Source organism: Rhodococcus sp. S3, from assembly GCF_058211795.1.
The window spans coordinates 3,884,904-3,909,016 of sequence record NZ_CM177074.1; the positions used below are offsets into that span (position 1 = coordinate 3,884,904).

Sequence of the window (24,113 nt, forward strand, 5' to 3'; positions counted from 1 at the left end):
GTGATGGCATCCGAGCAACCTCGGAGGGCCGCATGGCGAAGAGCACCGGAACCGCACGGCGCAACCCCTATCTCAAGCCCGGGTCGCGGCGGATGGTGCGCGCGCAGGTACTCGCCGCCGAACGCATCAGCCCGACCTTCGTGCGCATCACCGTGAGCGGCGACGACGTCGACTCGATCGCACCGATGGGCTTCGACCATTGGTTCCGCATGTTCTTCCCCACCCCGGAGCAGCAGGAACTGACCCTCCCCGGGGCGACGGACGACCGTTGGTGGCCCGAATATCGAGAGCTCCCCGAGGAGCGGCGGCCCGTGCTGCGGAACTACACGTTCCGCCGCGTGCGACCTGCGGGAACCGGGCTGTTCGGCCCGACTTCCGAGATCGAGATCGATTTCGCGTCGCACGGCGATCTGGGCCCGGCCTCGGCATGGGCGGAGCGGGCACAGCCCGGCGACGAGATCGGCATCCTCGACGAGGGCATCAGCAACCTCCCTCTCGACGAGGCGCGGTCGTGGCTGCTCGTCGGTGACGAGAGCGCCGTGCCCGCCGTGGCCGGCATCCTCGACTCGATCCTCGCCCTCGATCCGCTCGCGTCCGTCGAGGTCTTCGTCGAGGTTCCGCACCCCGACGACCTCACCGCCCAGGACCTGCCGACGGGAGAGAACGTGCGGGTTCATCCGGTGATCAGGACCGATGCCGAGGCGGTACCGGGCAGTCTCGTCGTCGATGCGGTTCGGGAGGCGACCCCGTCGTCGGATTCCACCCACGCGTTCGTCGCGGGCGAGTCGTCGCTCGCGACCGGTGTGCGCCGTCATCTCGTGCGCGAGTGCGGCTGGGACCGGTCGGCGGTGACCTTCATCGGATATTGGAAGTACGGCGAGCCCGTCTACTGACGGTCCGAATCTTCCCCGGAACGACGAACGTCGCGGTACCGACCGGCGAACCGGTTCGGGACCGCGACGTCCGGATGTCGCTGGTGTCGGCTCAGCCGGCGTGCTTCTGGATGAGATCACCCAGGCGCGGCAGGGCCTCGACGACGTGCTTCTTGGCCGAGGGGCGCAGCGAGTCGTAGACCTTCTTGACACCGGACTTCGACGTGCCGGCGATGCGCTCGTCGGTCACCCCGAGAAGAGCGTCGGCGACGACCTCGCCGCGGGCGACCAGGAAGTCCGAGAACGAACCGTTGCCTGCGTACTCCACCCAGAACGGCTGGAGCTTCTCGACGAATTCGGGCAGCAGACCTTCGACGGCACCCGGCACGATGCCCGGGCCGACCTTCTTCACTGCTGCGTAGCCACCCTTGAGGGCGAGACCGGACGCACCCTTCTTGTCCGACACCTCAGCATCGATCAGGGCTTCGACGTCTGCCTTGACCGCCGGGAACTTGTCGGCGCCGAGGAGGGCATCGCCCAGAGCTGCAACCACTTTCACTGCCTCCGTAGATGTGACACTTGTGACCGTTGGGACGCGGGGAACGATATACGACGATTCCGTGCCGTCACAGTCCGCGTCCGGCGAGGTCGTCACAGTCCGCGTCCGGCGAGCACCGTACGGCACCGACGCACCCGTTCGCACCACCACTCGACTCGATCGGGATCGGCCCGCAGCGCATCGAGCCGCTCGGGTTCGGGCTCGACCGCGACGACGTCGAGCGCTCCGTCGGACATGTGCAGAGCCGGCGCGACGTCGGCTTCGAAGAAGCCACCCGTGCCCAGCCCGCAGGCGTACGGGAGGTCGGGCAGGGCAGCGGCCGCCGCGAGACCGGTGGCGATTCCCACCGCCGAGTCGAGAGCGCTCGAGACGACCACCTCGACGCCGTGTCCGGCGAGTTCGTCGGCGAGCGCGACGAGGCGTCGGACCCCGCCGAGCGGCGCGACCTTCACGATGGCGACATCCGCTCCCCCGGCCCGCACGACCCGCAGGGGATCCTCGGCGCGGCGGATGCTCTCGTCCGCCGCGATGCGCACCCCGGGCAGTCGCCGGCGCACCTCGACGAGTTCGGGGACGGTCGCGCACGGCTGCTCGGCGTATTCGAGCGGACCGTCGGCGGTGAGTGCCGTGAGCGCACGGACGGCCTCGTCCACGCTCCAGCCGCCGTTCGCGTCGATCCGGACGTTGGGCACGTGCTCGCGCACGGCCCGGACACGAGCGACATCCTGCGCGAGATCCTGGCCCGGCTCGGCGACCTTCACCTTCGCGGTGCGCGCGCCGGGGAACCGGGCGAGCACCTCGGGGACGCGCTCCGGGCCGATGGCGGGCACGGTCGCGTTGACAGCGATCCGGGAGCGGCGCGGAGCCGGATGGCCCTGCCAGGCGGATTCGATCGCCGACTGCAACCAGTGCGCCGCCTCGTCGTCACCGTATTCGGGGAACGGCCCGAACTCGCCCCACCCGGCGGGTCCGCGCAGCAGCAGCACCTCGCGTTCGGTGATGCCGCGGAACCGGACGCGCATGGGCATCGAGACGACGACCGCCCCGTCGAGCAGCTCGTCCGCGGACGGGAGGGGTAGGGAGGTCACGGCTGGCCCGGCAGCAACTGGACCATCAGCGCCTCGCAGTCGGCGAGGAGGTTGCCGTCGACATCGCGCAGTTCGGCCTTGCAGAAGGCCTTGCGACCGTCCACGCGGTCGACCCAGCCGTCGACGACGAGTTCGGTCTCGATCGGGGTGATCCTGCGGTAGTTGACGTGGAGATAGGCAGTGCGGGCGATCGGCCGGCCGTTGGCGTGGATGACCATGCCGAACAGGTCGTCGAACAGCAGCGGCAACGTGCCGCCGTGCGCGGCCCCGTTGCCTCCGAGGTGGTAGCGGCGGAAGACGCCGCGTTCACGGACACCGTCCGGTCCGTACTTCTCGATCGTCCACGGCAGCAGCAGCGCACTGCCGCGTCCGGGCAGGTCCACGTTGAAGCCCGCGGGCGAGCGGCCCTCGGGCACGGCGTGCTCGGCGAGCAGATCGACCAGGGCCTCGGTCTGCTCGATCGCGCGGTCGACGACCTCGTCCGGCGGGTTCGTGGCGACCATCAGATCCTGCAGACGCCGGAAGGTCTCGACGAAGCGACCGTAGTTCGGCCCCGCCTTCACCGGTTCGTAGACCGGAAATCCACCGTGGTGTTCGTAGTCGTCGCGGGGATCGGTCTGCTCGCTCATGGTTGTGCACGTTATCGGGCGGCAGCACACATCGTCGCGATGCCCGGCCCTTTATGGTGACGAGGTGACCTTCGATCCAGAATTGTGGCGCCCGGTACCCGGGTTCGAGAACCTCACCGACATCACCTATCACCGACACGTCACGCAGGGCACGGTCCGCGTCGCGTTCGATCGTCCCGAGGTGCGCAACGCCTTCCGCCCGCACACCGTCGACGAGCTCTACCGCGTGCTCGACCACGCGCGGACCACCTCCGACGTCGGCGTCGTGCTGCTCACGGGCAACGGCCCGAGCCCGAAGGACGGCGGATGGGCGTTCTGCTCCGGCGGCGACCAGCGGATCCGGGGCCGCAGCGGCTACCAGTACGCGAGCGGCGAGACGGCCGACACCGTCGACAAGGCCCGCGCCGGCCGCCTGCACATCCTCGAGGTCCAGCGGCTGATCCGGTTCATGCCGAAGGTCGTCATCGCTCTGGTCAACGGCTGGGCCGCCGGCGGCGGGCACAGCCTGCACGTCACGTGCGACCTGACGCTCGCCTCCCGCGAGCACGCTCGCTTCAAGCAGACCGACGCCGACGTGGGCAGCTTCGACGGTGGCTACGGCAGCGCCTACCTCGCCAAGATGGTCGGCCAGAAGTTCGCGCGGGAGATCTTCTTCCTCGGCGACACCTACACGGCCGAGGAGATGCACCACATGGGTGCGGTCAACAAGGTCGTCGACCACGACGAGCTCGAGAACGTCGCGCTGGAGTGGGCGCAGAAGATCAACGGCAAGTCGCCGCAGGCGCAGCGCATGCTCAAGTACGCCTTCAATCTGCAGGACGACGGACTCGTCGGCCAGCAGTTGTTCGCGGGCGAGGCCACGCGCCTGGCCTACATGACCGACGAAGCGATCGAGGGTCGCGACGCCTTCCTGGAGAAGCGCGATCCCGACTGGTCGCCGTACCCCCACTACTACTGATCCTGACGCGACGAACCGGGCTTCGCCCCTGCTACAGCAGGTGCAAGGCCCGGTTCGCCACGCAAGGAGGGGTCGTCGGACGGAAGGTCAGACGCAGTCGCGGCAGAAGGCCTGCTCGCCGTCGCCCGTCGCGCGGCGGCTGTGGTGCTGGACGAGGAAGCAGCCCATGCAGGTGAACTCGTCCGACTGCTTCGGCAGGACCTGGACCGAGAGCTCCTCCGCCGACAGTGCCGAGAGGTCGGCGCCGGGCAGGTCGAGGGTCTCGAGGATCTCACCCTCGTCGGTGTCGGCGGCCGCGGTGGGCTTGATGTCCAGCTCGTCCAGGGCAGTGCCACCGCCGCCCAGGATGTCGGTGGTGCGGGGAGCGTCGTAGTCGGTCGCCATGGCAGTTCTCCTCACTCGTTGTCGGCGGTGCCGCGCAGCCGCGGGTTACGGCTGCGTCGGACCCGCTGTGGCAGGCCGGCGCTGTCATGGGCACCGTTGCCGTCAGTAATGTCCCACCCGAAGCTTCGTCAAACACATATGTCCAGTTACGTTCGAACTGTGTGCTCTCGGGCACACTGTGGGACATGACCGATCGCCAGAGTCCGCGAACCGCCCACACCCGCCCGGAAGGCGTCTCCGACGCCACTGTGAAAGCGACCGGCAAACTGTCCGAGGCCCTCGAGACCGTCGAGCAGGCGCGGGGCCATCTCTATGCCTTCCACCAGCTGATGGGCCGCGCCGATCTGCTCACCGGCGACGCCGAGGAGTTGTTCCGCGAGGCCGGGCACGACGAGATCGCCGAGCGTCTCGACACCGAGATCATCGGACGCAACATCGCCGAGGGTCGCTGGACCTTCCAGCTCGTCGAGGCGTTCGACGACGGCTACTGGTCGGACTTCCGCACCTTCGAGAAGCAGGTGCGCGACGAACTCGTGCAGGGCCGGCGCCATCTGTTCGAAGCAGAGATGAAGGAATCGCGGCGCACACACGGCCGCCGCCATCACGAGGCCCGCCCGGCCGAGGAGCAGTGACGGTGGAGATCCTCAGCAGCCGCACCATCCTCCGGCCGCGTGATCAGGAGGCCGCCCTCGAGTTCTACGGCTCGACGCTGGGACTGGCGATCGCCCGCGAGTATCCCGGCGGAACCGTCTTCTTCGCGGGGCAGTCGCTCATCGAGATCGCCGCCCACGGCCGGTCCGACGACAGCGACGAGGTGTTCCACGGCGCCCTGTGGCTCCAGGTGCGCGACGTCTACGACGCCGAGGCCGAGCTGGCACTGAAGGGTGTACGCATCGTCCGGGGTGCGAAGCAGGAGCCGTGGGGACTGCACGAGCTGTGGATCGCCGATCCCGACGGGATTCCGATCGTCCTGGTGCAGATCCCCGAGGACCATCCGTTGCGCCGCGACCTCCGCTGACGAACGGAGGTACCCGGGCACGACCGCAGGCAGTCGCGCGGCGCCGGTGATCTTGCACACAAGCCGCGCGGTCTGCTCTGCACTCCGCTCATGGTCGGAGTCCGAAAGAACCGGTCGGGCGTGACGGCGAGACGCAGAATTCACACCCCCGTCGCTGTACATTCACGTGCCCGCTACCCCACAATCGACAGACGTGACCGCAGAGTTCGTCGTGCTCCTGGTGGTGGTCGTCACTGCCCTCGCATTCGATTTCACCAACGGCTTCCACGACACCGGCAATGCCATGGCGACATCCATCGCCACCGGCGCCCTCAAACCCAAAACCGCGGTCACTTTGTCCGCGACCCTCAACCTCGTCGGCGCCTTCCTGTCCGTGGAAGTCGCCGCGACCGTCGCGAAGGGTGTCGTCGACCTCGACACCGTCGGCGGTACCGATCTGTTGCTCATCGTCTTCGCCGGTCTGGTCGGAGCGATCCTCTGGAACATCTCGACCTGGCTGTTCGGCCTTCCGTCCAGCTCGTCGCACGCCCTGTTCGGCGGTCTCGTCGGCGCTGCACTGGCGTCGATCGGTGTCCAGGGCGTGGTGTGGGACGGAGTGCTCGGCAAGGTCCTGATCCCCGCCGTGCTCGCGCCCGTCATCGCGGCGCTGGTGTCCACGGTGGGCATCTGGTCGATGCACCGCCTGACCCGCTCCGTCTCCAACGAACACCGCGACCGCGGCTTCCGGCTGGGACAGATCGGCACGGCGTCCCTGATGTCCCTCGCGCACGGCACCAACGACGCGCAGAAGACGATGGGCGTGATCTTCCTGGCCCTCGTCGCCCACGGCACCATCACCGCCGACACGGACATGCCGTTCTGGGTGAAGGTCGCCTGTGCCGTCGCGATCGCACTCGGCACCTATCTCGGCGGCTGGCGCATCATCCGCACGCTGGGCAAGGGTCTCGTCGAGATCGCCCCGCCGCAGGGCCTGGCCGCCGAGTCGTCGTCGGCCGCCATCATCCTCACCTCGAGCCATTTCGGTCTGCCGCTGTCGACCACGCACGTCGCCACGGGCTCGATCCTCGGCACGGGTCTGGGCACCAAGGGCGCGGAGGTGCGCTGGTCGGTGGCGCGACGGATGGTCGTCGCGTGGGTCATCACCCTGCCGTGCGCCGCGGTCGTCGGAGCGATCTGCTGGGGGCTCGCCCACCTCATCGGCGGCATGCCCGGCGTGCTCGTCGTGTTCGCGATCCTGTGCGCCCTGGCCGTGTTCATGTGGCTGCGCTCGCGCCGACAGCCCGTCGACGCCTCCAACGTCACCGCCGACTGGGACGACAAGCTCGCCCCGGCGCCGGGTGCCTCCGAAACGGTCACCGGGGAAGGACGCTCGTGAACCTGCTGACGCACACCCTCGACTCCCTGTGGCAGGTCGTTCTCGTGGGCCTGCTGCTCGGCGCCGGCCTGCCCTCCCTGTTCGCGCTGGGGGTCCGCGCGCTCGACACCGGTCGCGGCAGCGACGGCACACCGAATCCGGCGGCCCGGACCGCCGCGGTGCTGTGCTTCGCCGTGGTGGCCTGCGCGATCCTGGCGGGCATCCTCCTGCTGGCGTCCGATTTCCTCGCCGGAACATTCGGCATCGACATCTTCTGATCGGAGTGACGGGTGGCCCTCCCGCCGTTTCTCGCTTCCATCGTCGAGTGGCTCCGCGCCGGTTACCCCGAAGGGGTGCCGGAACAGGACTACGTACCCCTGTTCGCACTGCTCGCGCGGCGCCTGTCCGACGAGGAGGTCGCCCAGGTCGCCGACACCTTGGTCGAGGACGGTGACCTCTCGATCAACCGCATCGACATCGCGGTCCTGATCAGCAAGATCACCAACAACATGCCGTCGCCCGACGACGTGGACCGGGTCCGCCGCCAACTCGAAGCGGGCGGATGGGACACGACACAATACGATCTGTGACCACACTCGAGCTCCTGCCCGTCCCGGCCGGGTCCGCCGTCCGATCCGTGCTGCCCGCCCTGCAGCGCATGCTCGACGGTGACGGACCGGCGCTGCTCCCCGTCCCTGCCGGGGACGAGCGGGAGACACTCCGCCTCACCGATGCGCTGAGCCCCGGTGAACCCGTCGCCGACGGGGTGGGACTGGTGGTCGCGACCTCCGGCACGACCGGGACCCCGAAGGGCGCCCTGCTCTCCGCGCAGGCGCTGCGCGCGAGCGGCGACGCCACCCACGCCCGGCTGGGTGGGACGGGCTCGTGGCTCCTGGTCCTGCCCGCCCATCACATCGCCGGCATGCAGGTGCTGCTGCGCGGCCTGCTCTCCGGAACCGAACCCGTCGTCGTCAACGTGTCCGCCGGTTTCGATCCCGCGGATCTGCCGGCGGCGGTGGACGCCATGCCGGGTCCTCGCCGGTACAGCTCGATGGTTCCCACCCAGCTGATCAAGGCCCTCGATCATCCCGACGCCACCGCGGCGCTCGCCCGCCTCGACGCGATCCTGCTCGGTGGGGCCGCGACTCCCGTGCCGGTCCTCGAACGTGCCCGCGCGGCCGGTATCACGGTCGTCCGCACCTACGGCATGAGCGAGACCTGTGGCGGCTGCGTCTACGACGGCGTGCCGCTCGACGGGGTGCACGTGCGCGTCGACGGCGACTCGCGGGTGTGGCTCGGCGGCGCCACGCTCGCCTCGGGCTACCGGAACCTGCCCGATCATCCCGCCTTCGCCGAACCCGGCTGGTTCCGCACCGACGACGCAGGCACGCTCGACGACGGGGTCCTGCGCATCCTGGGACGGCTCGACGAGGCCATCTCCACCGGCGGGCTCACCGTGGTCCCCCAGGTGGTCGAGGCCGTGCTCGTCGAGCACCCGGCCGTCCGGGAGGTCGCGGTGGTGGGTCTGCCCGACCCCCGGCTCGGGCAGCGCGTCGCGGCCGTCGTCGTTCCCACCCCCGGCACGACGCCGACGCTCGCCGAGCTCCGGGACCACGTCGAGGCCACGCTCGATCCCACTGCTGCGCCGCGTGAGCTGCAGGTCGTCGACACACTGCCGCTGCGTGGGCCGGGCAAGGTGGATCGCCGAGCCCTCGTCTCGCGCTTCTCCTGACGGGGTGCGCACGACGCGGCAGGCGGGCCCGGGTGCGAAGATCGATCCATGGCAACGGCTGGTCAATGGCTCGAAGGCGCTCGTCCGCGCACCCTCCCCAATGCGATAGCACCCGTCCTGGCAGGCACGGGCGCTGCGGCGTGGCTCGGTGAGGCCGTGTGGTGGAAGGCGCTGCTGGCACTGGTCGTCGCGCTCGGATTGATCATCGGCGTGAACTTCGCCAACGACTACTCCGACGGCATCCGCGGCACCGACGACGAGCGGGTCGGGCCGATGCGGCTGGTGGGCTCGGGCGCGGCGAGCCCCGGTGCCGTCAAGCGCGCGGCGTTCGTGTGCTTCGGCATCGCGGCCGTCGCGGGACTCGCTCTCGCCGTCACGACCGCCTGGTGGCTCGTGCTCGTCGGCGCGGTCTGCATCGCCGGGGCCTGGTACTACACCGGCGGGAAGAACCCGTACGGCTACAGCGGCTTCGGGGAGATCGGCGTCTTCGTCTTCTTCGGGCTCGTCGCGGTGCTCGGCACGCAGTTCGTGCAGGCCGGTCGCGTCGACTGGGTGGGTCTGGCGTGCGCGATCGCCGTCGGCTCGATCTCGACGGCCGTGCTGGTGACGAACAATCTCCGCGACATCGCGACCGACGCGGAGACCGGCAAGCGGACCCTGGCGGTCAAGCTGGGCGATCCGAGGACCCGCACGCTCCACCTGGTGCTGGTCGTGGTGCCGTTCGTGATGTCGCTGGTGCTGGTCGCGGCGACGCCGTGGGCGCTCGCCGGCTTCCTCGCCGCGCCGTTCGCGGTCCGCGCGCACAAGCCGGTGCGGGCCGGTGCCCTCGGTCTCGCGCTGATCCCGGCATTGAGCGATTCGGGTGTGGCGATGCTCGTGTGGGCGGTGGCCACCGCGCCCGCGCTGGCCTTCGGCTGACCAGGACGCGGGCACGGCGGAATCTGCCGCGGACGGGCGGGATCAGTCGCGGTCCGGGACGACCAGTCCGAGGACGAAGTTGACGATCGCGATGATCACGCCGCCCCACAGTGCCGCCCAGAAGCCGTCGATCGTGAGGCCGTACTCGGTGAAGCCGCTCAGCCACGCGGTGAGCATGAGCATCAGCGCGTTGACGACGAGCAGGAACAGCCCGAGGGTGAGGATCACCAGCGGCAGCGACAGCAGCTTCACCAGCGGCTTCACGAGTGCGTTGACGACGGTGAAGATGGCGGCCAGCACGACGAGCGTGATGACCGCGCGGGTCGTGTCGGAGGTGCCCGCGGGATCGGTGAAGTCGATCCCGTCGACCAGCTCGACCGCGAGCCACAGACCGACCGCGTTGATGATCAACCGCAGTATCAGAGAAATCATGGTGCCACTGTGGCACACGGAACCCGGTCTCGTAACGGGCAAATCGGACGCATGCGGGGTCGCCCCTCCCCCTCAGGGGCCTCTCAGCGACGGACGGTAGCGTCGGCCGGCGTGCGTTCACGTCTTCTCCCCCTGCTTCTCGCCGTGACCGGACTGCTCCTCGTGGGCACGGGTTCGGTCTTCGCCTGGCTCGACCGTCCCGAGACGGCGGTCGCGACCGTCGCGGAAGAGCCGAGTCCCTCGGCGGACGGCGTCGACGAGGCGCGGAGCAACCTGCAACGGGCCGGACTGCCGCTGTCGGTGCTCGACGGCGGGGTCGGGCAGCTGACGGAGGGCAGCACCCAGCTCGACGACGGTGCCCGTCAACTCTCCGACGGCCTCCGGCAGGCTCGCGACGGTGGCGAGCAGCTCGCCGACGGCCTCGGGCAGCTCGACGGCGGTGTCGACATGCTCGGCGACGGCGCCCGCCAGGTGAGCGGTGGCGTCGACGAGGTGGTCGACCGGCTCTCCGGTTTCGGGGAGATGCAGGGCGACGTCACGGCGCGCCTCACGACCGTCGCCGACACGCTCGGTGCGTCCGCGGATCCGGTCTCGCAGGGCGCGGCCGGCCAACTGCGCGGACTCGTCGAGACCCTCGACACGCAAGGCCTCGGGCCGGACACCCTCGAGCAGCTCGGGCAGTTGCGCGACGGCGCACGGCAGCTCGCCTACGAACTCACCGATCCGAACGCGCAGTTCGTCGCGGGCATGGCGCAGGCCGCCGACGGCTCGCGGCAGCTCCGCGACGGCCTCGTCCTCCTCGACGACGGGGGCCGGGCCCTGACGGACGGCACCGGACAGCTCGTCGACGGTGTCGGGCCGGTGGCCGATGTCGTCGGCGGGATCGCCGACAACGTCCGGTCGGCCACCGAAGCGCTGCCGCGCACCGCGCCGGCCGCTCCGGACACGCAGGCCGCGGAGGTCACGGCGACGTCGGATCGTCAGTGGTGGCCGTTCGCGACGATCGCGGTCGGCACGCTGCTGCTCGTCGCTGCGACGGTCGTCCCGCTCGTTGCCGGGCGTCCGCTCGCCGTCGCTCCCGCACAGCCGACCCGGTAACCGCCCGAAGGGTCAGGCGGCGGCGTCGAGGTGGCCGTTCAGTCGCTGACGGAGCTGCGCGCGCGGCACGTGCGCTTCCACGAGGGCGACGGTCGCCGGATCGTCGCTGCGCAGCAGTCCGAGCAGGATGTGCTCGGGACGGATGACGCGTTCGCGGCGTGCGATCGCCTCCCGCAGCGCGAGTTCGAGCGACTTCTTCGCCGCCCGGTCGAACGGGATGTGGCCGAGCCGGTTCGCGCCGCCCCGCCGATCGGCGCTCTTCCCGTCGAGCACCCCCTTGCCGAAGGCGGCTTCGAGACGGCTCCGGACCTCGTCGAGATCGATGCCGATCGCTTCGAGTGCCGCGGCGTCCTCCTCACCGAGTGGGGCGTCGGTGGTCCGGGCGGCCCGGTCGGAGCGGAGCCCGTCGACCGTGAGACCTTCTTCCGCGAGCAGGACCCGCAGCGGTTCCTCCGCGGCGACGGCGACACCGATGAGCAGGTGTGGCGCCTCGATCCGGGGATCGTGCACCCGGATCGCTTCCTGTTGTGCTGCGACGACGACGGATCTGGCACTGTCGGCGAATCGTTCGAACATGTCGATCACCTGCGCTTCCGGTTGTGCTTCTGATGGACCGCCTGCCGGCTGACGCCGAGTTCGTCGGCGATGGCCTGCCAGGACCAACCTCGATCCCGGGCATTCGCGACCTGAACCTCCTCGAGCCGTTCCAGCAGCCGGCGCAGGGCACGCACGGCGCGCAGGCCCACTGCGGGATCGGAGCTCGCGGCGGCAGCGGCGAGGGTGGTGGCTTCACTCATGGTGTCAATATAGGTTGACAACTCCAGCGCGTCAACGAAGATTGACAAGAAGCGGGATCCGCGCAGGTGGACGATCTACCGAGGCCACCGACCGGTGGTCGCGAACTTCTCCAGCATCGCGAGCGGTGCGGCGAGATCCATTCCCTCGGCAACGACCCATTCGTCGGAGAAATAGGTGTCGGCGTAGCGCTCGCCGCCGTCGCACAGCAGCGTCACGACGCTGCCCTCACGGCCCTCCGCGAGCATCTCGGCGATCAGACCGAAGGCTCCCCAGAGGTTCGTGCCGGTCGAGCCGCCCACCCGGCGTCCGAGCGCGGCACTCGCGTGCCGCATGGCGGCGATGGACGCCGCGTCGGGCACCCGCACCATCCGGTCGACGACCTCGGGCACGAAGGACGGCTCGACGCGCGGACGCCCGATCCCCTCGATGCGCGAGGGCATGCCGGTGGTGTAGTCGGCCGAACCCGTCTCGAACCCACCGAAGAACGCCGAGTTCTCGGGGTCGACGACCGCCAGCCGCGTCCGGTGACGGCGATAGCGGATGTAGCGGCCGAGAGTCGCGCTCGTGCCGCCGGTCCCGGCGCCGACGACGATCCACTCCGGCACGGGATGACGCTCGAGACGCATCTGCGAGTAGATGCTCTCGGCGATGTTGTTGTTGCCTCGCCAGTCGGTGACCCGCTCGGCGTTCGTGAACTGGTCCATGAAGCAGCCGCCGAGCTCGTCGGCGAGCCGCTGCGCCTCGGTGTAGATCTCCGGCGGGCGGTCGATGTAGTGGCACCGGCCGCCCTGGGCCTCGATGAGCGCGACCTTCGCCGGTGAGGTGCGGCGCGGTACGACGGCCACGAAGTCGAGGCCGAGGAGCCGCGCGAAGTACGCCTCGCTGACCGCGGTGGACCCGGACGACGCCTCGATGATCGGGGTCCCTTCACGGATCCAGCCGTTGCACAGGGCGTAGAGGAACAGCGAGCGCGCGAGACGGTGCTTGAGGCTGCCGGTGATGTGCGTCGACTCGTCCTTGAGGTACAGGTCGATGCGCCAGTCCGCCGGGAGCGGGTAGCGGAGCAGGTGGGTGTCCGCGCTGCGCTGAGCGTCGGCCTCGATGAGCCGGACCGCGTTGTCGACCCAGCCCCGGGGTGCGCTGCGGTCGACGACCGCGCCGGTCGCCGTCACCGCCCGTTCTCGCCGCGCATGCGCTTCTCGAGGTCGGCGCGTTCGGTACGCCGGCGCTCGTCGACCGCGGCGATGCTCTCGTTGACGCGACGCCGCAGCGAGGCGAAGAGCACGAGCGAGACGGGCAGGGCGATGAGCACGGCGAACAGGGCCGCGACGAGGAGGGGGATTTCCACCCCGAATGCCCGCGGAACGTAGAGAATGAGCAGTGTGAGCACGACGACGAGGGCGAGCCGTGCCACGGAGTACAACGCGACGTCCCGGATCAGGGACCCGGTCCCCGCTCGACGGCCTGCGGCCGTGGCGCCCTCGCCGTGAGGGTGTGGAGTGCGCTGGGAGGGGGTATCCGAGGGTTCGTTCCGGCGTTCGTCGTTCACCACTCCAGGTTAACCGGCCGTCAGGACGACGAGTTCCGCGACGATTTCCGGAAGTCGGACATCCGTCCGTTTTGTCTATTACTTCCGCTTTACCAACCGTAGACCGTTCGAGCAACCAGGGGTATCGGTGCCACCATGGGCTTGGACATCCCGATCGAACAACTCGATCGCGTCGAACAACACGATCACGACAACCGGGAGGACATTCGCAATGAGCGCACCCACTTTCAACGGCGCGAAGGAATCCCTGCTGACCCCGGGTCAGGTGGCAGCACTGTTCCATGTGGATCCCAAGACCGTCACCCGGTGGGCCCACGCCGGCCGATTGGGCTCGCTGCGGACCCCCGGTGGCCATCGCCGCTTCCGTGAGTCCGAGGTCCTGGCGCTGCTCCGCTCCCTGACGACCGAAGCGACGCGCTGATCCGAGACAGCAGAATCCGCACCTCCGGCGTGCACCTGCCGGACCCCGGCCGACCACCCGCGGAACCCACGTGCCGGACCGGGTTCCGCCCACCTAGAATGTGGACGAACCGGTCTGCGGTCGCCGCGGCCCGGAGGTGCACGGCGAGGGCACGTCCTCGTCCGGCACCGCCACGGTCAGGAGGTGCAACGTGCTCTATCTGTTGGCACTCATCGGTGCGGTGACACTCGCAGTCCTGCTGTGGAAGGCGTACGGTCCCACGTCCCGTCCGCCGACCCGCGTGATGGGTCCGGACGACGATCCCGACTTCCTGTGGAAGGTCGATCGCGAGGTGCACCGCCGCCGCAGTGGCGACGGCACCGGCGAGTCCGATCAGGAACGGGGCGACTGACCGTTCACCGTGTGCGGTGAGCCTGTCACCGCGCGGCGAACCCGTCGGCGATATCCGCGGCGAGTCCGAGAAGGGCGCGCTGCGTACCCGACTGCAACCGGTCCAGATCGATCTCCGCCCCCTCTTCGAGGTGGGGGTCGAAGGGTAGGACGTGGACCGCGCGGCACCGCTGTTCGAAGTGCCGCACCACGAGGTCGAGATCGACCTTGCCCGACCTCGGCCGCACCGCGTTGACGACGGCCACCGACCGCTCGACGAGTTCGCGATAGCCGTGCGCGTCGAGCCAGTCGAGGGTGGCTGACGCGCTGCGGGCGCCGTCCACCGAACCGGAACTGATGACGACCAGAGTGTCGGCGTTCTCGAGGATCGCGCTCATAGCAGAGTGCATGAGCCCGGTCCCGCAATCCGTGAGCACGATGCTGTAGAACCGCTCGAGCAGACCTAGCGTCCGCTCGTAGTCGTCGGCGCTGAAGGCCTCCGAGACCGCCGGATCGGTGTCCGAGGCGAGCACCTCGAGACGATGCGTGTTCTGCGAGGTGTAGGCGCGCACGTCCGCGTACGTCTCGAGCAGTTCCTGATCACGCAGCAGCGTGCGCACCGTGGCCGGCGTCTGTTCGGCCACCTTCTGACTCAACGTCCCGCGGTCCGGATTGGCGTCGACCGCGACGATCCGATCGCCACGCAGCTCCGCAAAGGTCGAACCGAGCGTGACCGTGGTGGTCGTCTTGCCCACCCCGCCCTTGAGACTCAGCAGGGCGATCCGATGGCAGCCGTGCAGCGGTACACGCACCCGCTCGGCCGATTCCTCCTTGCGCTGCTGCCGGGGGCTCTCCCCCACATGGACGCGACCACCGGTCGCCCGGTAGACCACCCGCCGCCAGCCCTTCCGCGGCGGCGCGGCGACCGGGCGTACCAGTAGCGACGAGTCCAGCGCCGTCGCGTCCAATGCGTGTCCGCCGAGCCCCGACGAACCGTTGTCGGCCCCATCCACCGCGTTCTCCCCCCCGTCGACTGTCACGGACGACGGCGCGACGATAGCAGCCTCAGTTGAGCCCGGCGTACGAGTGCAGGCCCGAGACGACCATGTTGATGATGAACAGGTTGAACAGCATCGCGACGAAACCGGCGACGTTGATCCAGGCCGCGCGGGTGTTGCGCCAACCGGAGGTCGCACGGGCGTGCAGGTAGGCGGCGTAGACGACCCACGTGATGAACGAGACCGTCTCCTTCGGGTCCCAGCCCCAGAAGCGTCCCCAGGCCGCCTCGGCCCAGATGGCACCGAGGATGATGCCGGCACCGAACAGCGGGAAACCGATGATCGTGGTGCGGTAGGCGAGACGGTCGAGGGTCTGGGCGTCGGGCAGACGCTCGGCGAGCGACGCGAACACACCGCTGCGCTCCTCACCCTTCGGGAAACGGATGCGCAGGAGGAACAGCAGGCTCGCGACACCCGAGACGAGGAAGATGCCGCTGCCGACGCTGATGATCGTCACGTGGATCGGCAGCCAGAACGAGCGCAGCGCGGGAACCACCGGGGCGGCGTCGGCGTAGAGCACGGTCGCCGCGAGGAACATGAGGATCAGGACGGGAACCAGCAGGTACACCCACATGGTCCGGTAGGCCGGCTTGCGCAGGACGATCAGGCCGAAGATCACGGCGGCGGTGCACGCCATCGCGACGAACTCGTACATGTTGCCGAGCGGGAAGCGCTCGGTGGCCAGGCCGCGGAGCACGATCGAGGCGACCTGTAGTCCGGCGACCACGACGACCAGCGCGCGGCCCATGTTGCCGAGACGCTGCGACAGGGCGCGCTTCGGCGCCTCCTCGACGCGACCCGGGCCGGCGGTGCGTTCGACGGTGTCGGAGGCCGGTCGCCGGCCGGCCGCGACGAGTTCGCGTTCCCGTTCGGCCACGACGTCGGCGCGGTGGGTCGCATATTCGGCGACGAGCAGCACCAGCGCCAGCACGAGCACCGCGAACGCCGATTCGAAGGCCCAGTCGCTGTACCGCGCCAGGGTGTCGTTCTGTGTCATCAGTTCTTCTTCTCCTGTGCCGCCGGGGCGGAGGGTGCATCGTCACCGAGGAGTCGCTCGACCAGTCGGTCGAACTCGTCTCCCCATCCGGCCTGATCGGTCCGTGCGAGACCACCGAGTTCTACTACGGTTCGTCGTTCACCGTCGTTCACTGTACCGCTCGGGTACGCGCGCGCCCACACTCTGCGTCGTTTGACCAGCAGCGACACGAGCAGACCGGCCATCATCGCGATCGCCGCGACGAGCACCCACTGCTGCGCCGGGTCGTGCGAGACCTGCAGGTTGACGAAGTCGGTGGCCTTGTCGAACCGCACCTCGGTGCCGTCGGCGAGTGTCACGCTCTCCCCCGGGCGCAGGTTCACGCGGTCCTGCTTCACGAGGCGGCCCTGGTTGATCAGTTCCTTGTTGAGCGAGAACAGCGACTGCGGGCTGCCGGTGTCGAGACCGGAGTCGCCCTTGTAGACGTCGATCGCGACGGCGGGGTCCATCATCGCCGGGAAGATCGACGTGAGCAGCGTGCCGTGGAAGGACGCCGTCGGCGCGAACAGTCCCTCGAGCGCGATCTGGTTCTTCCGGCGCTCGTCGGCGTCGGGGTACATGCCGCCGGGAGGGTCGAAGCGCATGGCGCCGCTGCTGAGGAAGGTCGTCGCGTCGTCGGGCGCCCACTGCATCGTCTCGGTGCGGGTCTCGCCGTTCGGCCAGGTGACGGTGAAGGTCGGGGCGTAACCGTGACCCTGCAGGTACACGCGGTCGCTGCCGACCCGCAGCGGATGGTTGACCTTCAACTGCGCGTCGCGCCAGGTGTTCGTGACGAGGTCGTCGCCGTACTGGTACTCGATGTCGGAGGTGAACATCTCGGCCTGGCCGTTGTCGAGATAGTCGGCGGCGAAGGTGTTCACCCGCACGCACATGGGGTTCAGGCCGGTGCCGTCGAGCGTGCTGCCGGCGCGGAACGAGTCGAAGGAGGCGGGCGAGGTGGTGCAGAACTCCTCGCCGTTCGCGACGAGGATGCGCTGCCCCTCGTAGCCGAAGAGCTTGCCGGCGGCGACGGCGACGAGCAGCCCGACGAGGGAGATGTGGAAGACCAGGTTGCCGGCCTCGCGCAGATAGCCCTTCTCGGCGGACAGGGTCATCTCGCCGTCACGTCCGCGGGCACCGCCCTCGCGGCGCACGACCTTCCAGCCGCGCAGTTCTCCCTGGATCCGGTCGAGGGCGTCGGCGGGGTTGTCGGCCACGGTCGTCTGCGTGTGGTGCGGTAGGCGCTGCAGGTTGCGCGGCGCGGCGACCGGCGGGGTGCGCAGGGCGTGGAAGTGCTCGACGCACCGCGGCAGGATGCAGCCGACCAGCGAGACGAACAGCAGCACGTAGACGGCGGTGAACCAGAAGCTGCCGAAGACGTCGAACAGCTCGAACCGGTCCATGATCGGTCCGAGCGTCGGGCGGGCCGCGATGTACTCGTCGACCTTCTGGGTGTTGAGGCTGCGCTGCGGCAGGAGTGCGCCCGGGATCGCGGCGAGCGCGAGCAGGAACAGCAGGACCAGCGCGGTCCGCATCGACGTCAGGCCGCGCCAGGTGTTCCGCACGAAGGCCGTGGCACGTCCGAGCGCGCCCTGTCGCGGCGGAGGCGACGGTTGCGGTGCGGGGGTCGGGGTGTGTGTCGCGGTCATACGGGCAGAGTCACTTCCGAGATGAACGAGTCACGGACCCAGGACACGAACAGGTCCCACGCGCCGGTGACGAGAGCGATGCCGACGGCCATGAGCATCAGGCCGCCGACGATTTGCACGGTCCGCGCGTGGGTGCGCAGCCAGCCCACCCCGCGCAGCGCCCGCGCCGAGCCGAGCGCGAGCACGACGAACGGCAACCCGAGGCCGAGGCAGTAGGCGACGATCAGCGTCACCCCCCGTGCCGCGGTGGTGCCCTCGGTGCCCGCCGCCAGCGAGATGACGCCGGCGAGGGTGGGGCCGAGGCACGGGGTCCACCCGAGCGCGAAGACCGCGCCGAGCAGCGGGGCGCCCGCGAGGTTCGAGATGCGCCGGGGCGCCGGGCGCGTGTCGCGCTGCAGGGCCGGGATGAGGCCGATGAAGACCAGGCCCATCACGATGGTGACGACACCGCCCACCCGCATGAGCAGTTCGCGGTTGACGGCCAGCGCGGAGATCGCCCCGAACACCGAGGCGGTCGCGAGGACGAACACCACGGTGAATCCGAGGACGAACAGCCCGGCGGCACCCGCCACCCGGAGGCGACCGTCGCTGCGGACGGTCGTGGTGCGGGCACCGGCCTGCTCGGCGGTGACGGCGGGAGCCTCGGCTCCCACCACCCCGGCGAGATAGGACAGATAGCCGGGAACGAGCGGCACGACGCACGGCGACGCGAAGGAGACGAGACCGGCGAGCAGGCACGCGCCCATCGCCAGCAGCAGCGGACCCGACAGGGCCGCGTTCTGGAAGGTCTCCCCGACACCCGACGCAAGGATCACTGTTACTGCTCCGAATCCGGTTCCGCCGCGACCCGCTCGACGACCGGTTGCAGGTCCTCGGCGAGCAGTTCGGTCAGGTAGACCGCGGCCACGCGGTGCTCGCGGTCGAGGACGACCGTCGTCGGCACGACCGAGGTCGGGTAGTTCCGTCCGAGGGCGAGCAGCGAACGCATCGGCGGGTCGTAGATCGACGGGTAGCCGATCTGCTGGTCGGTGACGAAGTCCTGGGCCTTGTCGCGCTGGTTGTCGCGGACGTTGATGCCGAGGAACTGCACCCCGAGATCCTTGGTGGCCTCGTAGACCTCCTCGAGATCGTCGGCCTCGCTGCGGCAGGGCGCGCACCACTGGCCCCACACGTTGAGCACGACGACCTGGCCCTCGTAGTCGTCGAGGGAGATGGTCTCCCCCTCGTTCATGAGGTCCTCGCCGGTGAGCTCACCGAGGGTGCCGCGTTCGGCCGGGGGATCGTAGAAGATGCGGGTCTGCCCGCCGGGCGAGACGAAGTCGAACGTTCCCCCGGTGGCGACGGCGTCGTCCCCGGTGGCGCAGGAGGTGAGCAGGACGGCACCGCAGATCGCGGCGACCGTCGCCCGGAACACCTTTCTCATGCGCCGTGGACGTTCGGGTCGGAGGCGCCGGCCGGCTCGGAGTAGACCAGGTCGACGAGGGTGTCGCCCTCGTAGACCAGGGAGGTCAGCGAGGCGAGGCTGCACTGGCGGCGACGCGGGTCGTGCCACAGGCGCTCGCCCTCGAGGAAGCGGCGCAGCGTCCACACCGGGAGCTGGTGGCTCACGCACACCGCTTCGCGTCCCGCCGCAGCCACGCGGGCCGCGTTGACGGCGGCGAGCATGCGGTGGGCGATCTGCAGGTAGGGCTCGCCCCAGGAGGGAGTGAACGGATCGCGCAGCTTCCACCAGTGGCGCGGCTTGCTGAGCGCGCCGTCGCCGACCGAGACCTTCAGGCCCTCGAAGTCGTTGGCCGCCTCGATGAGGTTCTCGTCGGTGCGGATCTGCAGGCCGTGCTTCTCCGCGATCGGGGTGGCGGTCTGCTGGGCCCGTTCGAGCGGGGACGCGACCACGTGCGCGATGTCGTGGTCGGCGAGCGACGCCGCGACCGCTCGTGCCTGGGCCTCGCCGGTCACCGACAGCCGGAAGCCGGGCAGGCGGCCGTAGAGGATTCCGGAGGGGTTGTGGACCTCTCCGTGGCGGAGCACGTGCACGATCGTGCGGGTCTCGGACGGGGCGGCGTCGGTCACGTCGATGTTCCTCGAGGGGTGTGGGAGGGGCGGGTTCGTGTGAGCAGGCAGGAGAGCGGCGCTACGGCGCGGTCGCCGCGGCGGCCGCGCGAGCGGCATGCGGCAGCGCGTCGGCGATCCGCGAGAACGCGTCGTCGTCGAGCGCGGACGAGACGAACCATGTCTCGAAAGCGCTGGGGGGTGCGTAGACGCCGCGCTCGAGCAGCGCGTGGAAGAAGGCCGGGAAGCGCCAGGTCTGCGCGGCCTTGGCCTGCTCGTAGTTCGTCACCGGCTCGTCGGTGAAGAAGACGCTCAGCAGCGTGCCGGCGTTCTGGACGTGGTGCGGCACCCCTTCGGCGGCGAGCGCCTCGTCGAGCAGACGACCGAGGGTCTCGGCGTTGCGGTCCAGGGCGGCGTAGACCTCGGCGTCGGCGGCACGCAGGCTCGCGAGGCCGGCGGCGACGGCGACGGGATTACCGGACAGGGTGCCGGCCTGGTAGACCGGCCCGCTCGGGGCGAGATGGGCCATGACGTCGGCGCGACCACCGAAGGCCGCGGCGGGCAGACCACCGCTCATGACCTTGCCGAAGGTCATCAGGTCGCCGGAGACGCCGTCGATGCCGTGCCAGCCGGTCGGGCTCGCGCGGAAGCCGGTCATCACCTCGTCCATGATCAGCAGCGCACCGTGCTCACGGGTGAGCTCGCGCAGGCCCTCGTTGAAGCCGGGCACCGGCGGGACGGTGCCCATGTTGCCGGCGGCGGCCTCGGTGATGACCGCGGCGATCTCACCGGGGTTCGCCTCGAAGGCGGCACGCACGGCAGCGAGGTCGTTGTAGGGGACGACGACGGTGTCGCCCGCCTGGGCGCCCGTGACGCCGGGCGAGGTGGGCAGACCGAAGGTGGCGAGGCCGGAACCGGCGTCGGCGAGCAGCGCATCGACGTGACCGTGATAACAGCCCGCGAACTTCACGATCTTCGATCGTCCGGTGAATCCGCGCGCGAGACGGACAGCGCTCATCGTCGCCTCGGTGCCGGAGTTGACGAGCCGGACCTGCTCGACGGGCGCGATGCGGGCGACGATCTCCTCGGCGAGTTCGACCTCACCCTCGGTGGGGGCACCGAACGACAGACCCGCCACGGCGGTGGATCGGACGGCCTCGACGACCGCCGGATGCGCGTGCCCGAGAATCATCGGACCCCAGGAACACACCAGGTCGACGTAGGTTTTTCCGTCGACGTCGGTGAGCAGCGGACCCGATCCCGATGCGAAGAAGGGAGGATTGCCGCCGACCGATCCGAACGCGCGGACCGGAGAGTTGACGCCCCCCGGTGTCACCTTCGATGCCCGGTGGAAGAGTGCAGCGGATCGAGTGTCGTGGGTGGACGAAGCATCGGGGGTCGCAGTCACGACTTCCAGTGTCCGTAGTTTCGCGGGATTTGCCAAAAACAGCGGTCCTCAAACCTCATGTGTTTTTTCTCCCTTACCAGGAAAAAGGGACACCGTGAGTGACGTGTCGCACCTATCGTCTGAGGCATGCCGACGACAGCCGAACACCTGCGCATCGCACTCGACGGTGCGTGGCACGAAGCCCGCGAACGCGCCCGCAAGGATCTCGCGCACGAGAAGTTCGCGCCGCACTACACCCCCGAGACCGACAAGGCCCGCGCCATCACGCTCGAGCAGATGCGCATCCTCGCCGAGCACGGCTACGCCGCGGCAGGTTTCTCCGTCGAGTCCGGCGGCACGGGCGACGCGGGCGGTGCGGTCGCATCCATCGAGATGCTCGCGATGTCCGACCTGTCGCTGATGGTCAAGGCCGGCGTGCAGTGGGGACTGTTCGGCGGTGCCGTCGAGAACCTCGGCACCGAGCGGCACCACGAGAAGTACGTCAAGCGGCTCATCGATCTCGATGTGCTCGGTTGCTTCGCGATGACCGAGACGGGGCACGGCAGCGACGTGCAGTCGCTCGAGACCACGGCGACCTACGATCCGGACAGCCAGGAGTTCGTGATCCACTCCCCCACCCCGTCGTCCCGCAAGGACTACATCGGTGGCGCGGCGCAGCACGCCCGGTTCGCGTCGGTCTTCGCGCAGCTCGTCACGCAGGGTGAGACACATGGCGTGCACTGTTTCGTCGTCCCGATCCGCGACGAGGACGGCAACGACCTGCCGGGCGTGACGACCTCCGACTGCGGTTACAAGGGCGGCCTGCCGGGTGTCGACAACGGCCGCATCGTCTTCGACCAGGTCCGCATCCCCCGGGAGAACCTGCTCAACAAGTACGCCGACGTCGAACCGGACGGCACCTACGTCTCGGACATCGACAACCCGAGCCGGCGGTTCTTCACGATGCTCGGCACGCTCGTCCGCGGTCGCATCACCGTCGGCGGCTCGGCGGGTGCGGCGGCGCGGGTCGCGCTGAGCATCGCCACCCGCTACGCCGAGAAGCGCCGCCAGTTCGACGCCCCCGGACGCGACGGTGAGGTGCCGATCATGGACTATCTCGTCCACCAGCGTCGCCTGCTCCCGCTGATCGCCCGCTCGTACGCGCTCGGCTTCGCCCAGAACGAGCTGCTCACGACGATGCACCGGCTGCAGTCGACGTCGCTGCAGGAACTCGACGCGCAGGAACAGCGCGAACTCGAGGGTCGCGCGGCGGGCCTCAAGGTCGCCAACACCTGGCACGCGTCGCGGGCGATCCAGGAGTGCCGCGAGGCGTGCGGTGGTGCCGGTTACATGGCCGAGAACCGGCTGACGGCGCTGCGCGCGGACGTCGACGTGTTCACCACCTTCGAGGGCGACAACCACGTCCTGACCCAGCTGGTCGCGAAGGAACTGCTCACCGCCTACGCCGACGAGGTGCAGGGCATGAGCCCGGTGGAGTGGATGCGCTTCGCCGCGACCACCATCTCCGACATCGTCAAGAAGCGCACCGCGGCGCAGCAGATCATCCAGACGATCGTCGACACCCGCCAGGACAACGAGGAGGACGGCAGCCTCTTCAACCGCGGCACCCAGGTAACGATGTTCGAGGACCGCGAGCAGTACCTGCTGTCCACCGCGGCCCGGCGCCTGCAGGCCGCGATGAAGCGCGAGGACAACCCGTTCGACGCCTTCAACTTCGTGCAGGACCACGTGCTGCACGCCGCCCGCGCCCACATCGACCGCGTCGTGCTCGAGGCGTTCGTCGCCGCGATCGAGGACTGCAAGGACGAGACCGCCGGCGACCTGCTGTCTGAGCTGTGCGATCTCTACGCGCTGACGATCATCGACGAGGACAAGGCGTGGTTCATGGAGCACCGCCTGCTGTCGGTCGAACGTGCCAAGGCCGTCACGCGCGGGATCAACGAGCGGTGCCGCAGCCTGCGTCCGCACGCGCTGACGCTCGTGGACGGGCTGGGTGTGCCCGACTACCTGCTCGGCTCGGCCATGCTCGACCGTGAGGGAGCGGTCGTCCCGCCTCAGGAAGTCGCGGTCTGACCCGGGTCGCCGACGAGCTCACCGAGCCGTGCTCGCAGCTCGTCGGCGTCCTTCGCCCACGCCCGCACGAACGTCCCTCCGGTGAGCCGTAGTCCGACGGGCTTGCGGCCGCGCGGCACGTCGGCCAGTTCGCCGAGGCTCCGGGCGGTCTCCCAGCGTTCCGGATCGCGCCGGTCCTCCGGTGGCGGCGGCAGCACCGCCTCGATCTCGGCGACCGGTAGTTCCTCGGTGCCCTGCCGAAGGGTCGTGGAGGTGAGCTCGACACTGACGTGCCGACGGGCCGCCACGACCATCACGTAGGAGAAACCGGCGAGCACGATCGCGATGATCGGCAGTGCCGCCCAGTGCACGACGGGACCGGTGAGCAGTTCGACGACCAGGGCCACGACGCAGAACAGCGGACCGATGGCGACCGTGCGCCATCGCGCCCCGGGTTCGTGGAACAGCGGCCCGGTCGCGTCGGTGCCCATCGGGTCGGGGGTCGTCGGGTCGGTCAAGCGGCGAACGCGCCGGGGATCACCAGCAGCACGGTGGTCACCAGGCCGAGGAGGGCGATGAGAGCGATCAACACCAGTTCGCGACGGCGCCCATAGGGCCGCGGTTCCACCTGCATGACGTCCTTTTCGCTCGACGGAAAGGGCCGTGCGGCCCACATGGTGAGCCCACCGTACTCTTCCGTCGC

Annotated in this window: 29 protein-coding genes and 1 pseudogene; 13 read left to right on the forward strand and 17 right to left on the reverse strand. The window is 69.6% G+C overall.

What is annotated here, in order from left to right; translation table 11 throughout:
- Positions 1–32 precede the first annotated feature (32 nt).
- Positions 33–893 carry a siderophore-interacting protein gene (locus tag AC0LPE_RS17930; RefSeq protein WP_490604915.1) on the forward strand — a complete coding sequence of 287 codons (861 nt, stop codon included), beginning with the start codon at positions 33–35 and terminating at the stop codon, positions 891–893.
- A gap of 91 nt (positions 894–984) precedes the next feature.
- Here the strand turns inward: AC0LPE_RS17930 and AC0LPE_RS17935 are convergent, their stop codons facing one another.
- From AC0LPE_RS17935 to AC0LPE_RS17945, 3 genes are all read right to left on the reverse strand, one after another.
- On the reverse strand, positions 985–1,425 hold the full coding sequence (locus tag AC0LPE_RS17935; protein ID WP_033096107.1) for a DUF6918 family protein: 441 nt from the start codon (positions 1,423–1,425) through the stop codon (positions 985–987).
- 98 nt (positions 1,426–1,523) lie between these two features.
- Complete coding sequence (locus tag AC0LPE_RS17940) at positions 1,524–2,519, reverse strand: o-succinylbenzoate synthase (RefSeq protein WP_019291219.1); 996 nt, start codon at positions 2,517–2,519, stop codon at positions 1,524–1,526.
- Positions 2,516–3,148, reverse strand: a complete 633-nt coding sequence (locus AC0LPE_RS17945) for a PaaI family thioesterase (protein WP_160875265.1) — start codon at positions 3,146–3,148, stop codon at positions 2,516–2,518. The genes AC0LPE_RS17940 and AC0LPE_RS17945 overlap by 4 nt, the downstream gene beginning before the upstream one ends.
- 64 nt (positions 3,149–3,212) lie before the next feature.
- On the opposite strand from AC0LPE_RS17945, the gene AC0LPE_RS17950 reads away from it, so the two are divergent.
- Positions 3,213–4,106 carry a 1,4-dihydroxy-2-naphthoyl-CoA synthase gene (locus AC0LPE_RS17950; RefSeq protein ID WP_016694321.1) on the forward strand — a complete coding sequence of 298 codons (894 nt, stop codon included), beginning with the start codon at positions 3,213–3,215 and terminating at the stop codon, positions 4,104–4,106.
- Positions 4,107–4,193: 87 nt separating this feature from the next.
- Here AC0LPE_RS17950 and AC0LPE_RS17955 read toward each other — a convergent pair whose 3' ends face one another.
- Positions 4,194–4,490, reverse strand: coding sequence for a DUF4193 domain-containing protein (locus AC0LPE_RS17955; protein WP_016694322.1), 297 nt, complete (start codon positions 4,488–4,490; stop codon positions 4,194–4,196).
- Between the two features lie 185 nt (positions 4,491–4,675).
- On the opposite strand from AC0LPE_RS17955, the gene AC0LPE_RS17960 reads away from it, so the two are divergent.
- From AC0LPE_RS17960 to AC0LPE_RS17990, 7 genes are all read left to right on the forward strand, one after another.
- The gene (locus AC0LPE_RS17960) at positions 4,676–5,122 is read left to right on the forward strand and encodes a hypothetical protein (protein ID WP_490604916.1); all 447 of its coding nucleotides are present in this window, start codon (positions 4,676–4,678) and stop codon (positions 5,120–5,122) included.
- A 2-nt stretch (positions 5,123–5,124) separates the two neighbouring features.
- Positions 5,125–5,508 carry a VOC family protein gene (locus tag AC0LPE_RS17965; RefSeq protein WP_026061596.1) on the forward strand — a complete coding sequence of 128 codons (384 nt, stop codon included), beginning with the start codon at positions 5,125–5,127 and terminating at the stop codon, positions 5,506–5,508.
- 193 nt (positions 5,509–5,701) lie between these two features.
- Positions 5,702–6,883, forward strand: a complete 1,182-nt coding sequence (locus AC0LPE_RS17970; RefSeq protein ID WP_016694325.1) for an inorganic phosphate transporter — start codon at positions 5,702–5,704, stop codon at positions 6,881–6,883.
- Positions 6,880–7,140, forward strand: a complete 261-nt coding sequence (locus tag AC0LPE_RS17975) for a hypothetical protein (RefSeq protein ID WP_016694326.1) — start codon at positions 6,880–6,882, stop codon at positions 7,138–7,140. The genes AC0LPE_RS17970 and AC0LPE_RS17975 overlap by 4 nt, the downstream gene beginning before the upstream one ends.
- Before the next feature lie 12 nt (positions 7,141–7,152).
- Positions 7,153–7,452, forward strand: a complete 300-nt coding sequence (locus tag AC0LPE_RS17980) for a DUF3349 domain-containing protein (RefSeq protein WP_006552314.1) — start codon at positions 7,153–7,155, stop codon at positions 7,450–7,452.
- Positions 7,425–8,594 carry an o-succinylbenzoate--CoA ligase gene (gene menE / locus AC0LPE_RS17985; protein ID WP_202399735.1) on the forward strand — a complete coding sequence of 390 codons (1,170 nt, stop codon included), beginning with the start codon at positions 7,425–7,427 and terminating at the stop codon, positions 8,592–8,594. Before AC0LPE_RS17980 ends, menE begins: the two co-directional genes overlap by 28 nt.
- 48 nt (positions 8,595–8,642) lie before the next feature.
- Entirely contained in the window at positions 8,643–9,512 is an 870-nt protein-coding gene (locus tag AC0LPE_RS17990) for a 1,4-dihydroxy-2-naphthoate polyprenyltransferase (protein ID WP_085469622.1), read from the forward strand.
- Positions 9,513–9,554: 42 nt separating this feature from the next.
- On the opposite strand, the gene AC0LPE_RS17995 is transcribed toward AC0LPE_RS17990, so the two are convergent.
- Positions 9,555–9,944: a phage holin family protein gene (locus tag AC0LPE_RS17995; RefSeq protein WP_016694329.1), complete on the reverse strand. Its 390-nt coding sequence runs from the start codon at positions 9,942–9,944 to the stop codon at positions 9,555–9,557.
- A 111-nt stretch (positions 9,945–10,055) separates the two neighbouring features.
- Here AC0LPE_RS17995 and AC0LPE_RS18000 point away from each other — a divergent pair, with 111 nt between their 5' ends.
- The gene (locus AC0LPE_RS18000) at positions 10,056–11,042 is read left to right on the forward strand and encodes a hypothetical protein (RefSeq protein WP_490604917.1); all 987 of its coding nucleotides are present in this window, start codon (positions 10,056–10,058) and stop codon (positions 11,040–11,042) included.
- A 12-nt stretch (positions 11,043–11,054) separates the two neighbouring features.
- Here AC0LPE_RS18000 and AC0LPE_RS18005 read toward each other — a convergent pair whose 3' ends face one another.
- From AC0LPE_RS18005 to AC0LPE_RS18020, 4 genes are all read right to left on the reverse strand, one after another.
- A complete protein-coding gene (locus AC0LPE_RS18005) occupies positions 11,055–11,618 on the reverse strand; it encodes a Clp protease N-terminal domain-containing protein (protein ID WP_172414860.1) in 564 nt (187 codons plus the stop codon).
- Between the two features lie 5 nt (positions 11,619–11,623).
- Positions 11,624–11,839 carry a helix-turn-helix domain-containing protein gene (locus AC0LPE_RS18010; protein WP_088897076.1) on the reverse strand — a complete coding sequence of 72 codons (216 nt, stop codon included), beginning with the start codon at positions 11,837–11,839 and terminating at the stop codon, positions 11,624–11,626.
- 75 nt (positions 11,840–11,914) lie between these two features.
- A complete protein-coding gene (gene cds1 / locus AC0LPE_RS18015) occupies positions 11,915–13,012 on the reverse strand; it encodes an L-cysteine desulfhydrase Cds1 (protein ID WP_490604918.1) in 1,098 nt (365 codons plus the stop codon).
- Complete coding sequence (locus AC0LPE_RS18020; protein WP_016694334.1) at positions 13,009–13,392, reverse strand: DUF4229 domain-containing protein; 384 nt, start codon at positions 13,390–13,392, stop codon at positions 13,009–13,011. The genes cds1 and AC0LPE_RS18020 overlap by 4 nt, the downstream gene beginning before the upstream one ends.
- A 208-nt stretch (positions 13,393–13,600) precedes the next feature.
- Here AC0LPE_RS18020 and AC0LPE_RS18025 point away from each other — a divergent pair, with 208 nt between their 5' ends.
- Both AC0LPE_RS18025 and AC0LPE_RS18030 read left to right on the forward strand, forming a co-directional pair.
- Complete coding sequence (locus AC0LPE_RS18025) at positions 13,601–13,810, forward strand: BldC family transcriptional regulator (protein ID WP_006552323.1); 210 nt, start codon at positions 13,601–13,603, stop codon at positions 13,808–13,810.
- A 190-nt stretch (positions 13,811–14,000) separates the two neighbouring features.
- The gene (locus AC0LPE_RS18030; protein WP_026061601.1) at positions 14,001–14,201 is read left to right on the forward strand and encodes a hypothetical protein; all 201 of its coding nucleotides are present in this window, start codon (positions 14,001–14,003) and stop codon (positions 14,199–14,201) included.
- Positions 14,202–14,226: 25 nt separating this feature from the next.
- Here AC0LPE_RS18030 and AC0LPE_RS18035 read toward each other — a convergent pair whose 3' ends face one another.
- The 7 genes and pseudogenes from AC0LPE_RS18035 to hemL form a co-directional block, all read right to left on the reverse strand.
- Entirely contained in the window at positions 14,227–15,375 is a 1,149-nt protein-coding gene (locus AC0LPE_RS18035) for a MinD/ParA family ATP-binding protein (RefSeq protein WP_490604919.1), read from the reverse strand.
- A pseudogene (gene ccsB, locus AC0LPE_RS18040) lies at positions 15,317–16,234 on the reverse strand (c-type cytochrome biogenesis protein CcsB); the annotation flags it as partial. The gene AC0LPE_RS18035 and the pseudogene ccsB, both read right to left, overlap by 59 nt.
- Positions 16,234–17,901 carry a cytochrome c biogenesis protein ResB gene (gene resB / locus AC0LPE_RS18045; protein ID WP_145693273.1) on the reverse strand — a complete coding sequence of 556 codons (1,668 nt, stop codon included), beginning with the start codon at positions 17,899–17,901 and terminating at the stop codon, positions 16,234–16,236. The gene resB and the pseudogene ccsB, both read right to left, overlap by 1 nt.
- Entirely contained in the window at positions 17,898–18,716 is an 819-nt protein-coding gene (locus tag AC0LPE_RS18050) for a cytochrome c biogenesis CcdA family protein (RefSeq protein ID WP_016696083.1), read from the reverse strand. Before AC0LPE_RS18050 ends, resB begins: the two co-directional genes overlap by 4 nt.
- Before the next feature lie 2 nt (positions 18,717–18,718).
- Positions 18,719–19,324, reverse strand: coding sequence for a TlpA disulfide reductase family protein (locus AC0LPE_RS18055; RefSeq protein WP_106201465.1), 606 nt, complete (start codon positions 19,322–19,324; stop codon positions 18,719–18,721).
- The gene (locus AC0LPE_RS18060; protein WP_016696081.1) at positions 19,321–19,971 is read right to left on the reverse strand and encodes a histidine phosphatase family protein; all 651 of its coding nucleotides are present in this window, start codon (positions 19,969–19,971) and stop codon (positions 19,321–19,323) included. The genes AC0LPE_RS18055 and AC0LPE_RS18060 overlap by 4 nt, the downstream gene beginning before the upstream one ends.
- A gap of 61 nt (positions 19,972–20,032) precedes the next feature.
- Entirely contained in the window at positions 20,033–21,358 is a 1,326-nt protein-coding gene (gene hemL / locus AC0LPE_RS18065) for a glutamate-1-semialdehyde 2,1-aminomutase (protein WP_106201464.1), read from the reverse strand.
- Between the two features lie 126 nt (positions 21,359–21,484).
- Between hemL and AC0LPE_RS18070 the strand changes: the two genes are divergently transcribed.
- Positions 21,485–23,431, forward strand: a complete 1,947-nt coding sequence (locus AC0LPE_RS18070) for an acyl-CoA dehydrogenase family protein (RefSeq protein WP_145693272.1) — start codon at positions 21,485–21,487, stop codon at positions 23,429–23,431.
- Here the strand turns inward: AC0LPE_RS18070 and mce1N are convergent.
- Complete coding sequence (mce1N, locus tag AC0LPE_RS18075; RefSeq protein ID WP_088897071.1) at positions 23,413–23,901, reverse strand: transport-regulating membrane protein Mce1N; 489 nt, start codon at positions 23,899–23,901, stop codon at positions 23,413–23,415. The genes AC0LPE_RS18070 and mce1N overlap by 19 nt on opposite strands.
- Positions 23,902–24,113 lie beyond the last annotated feature (212 nt).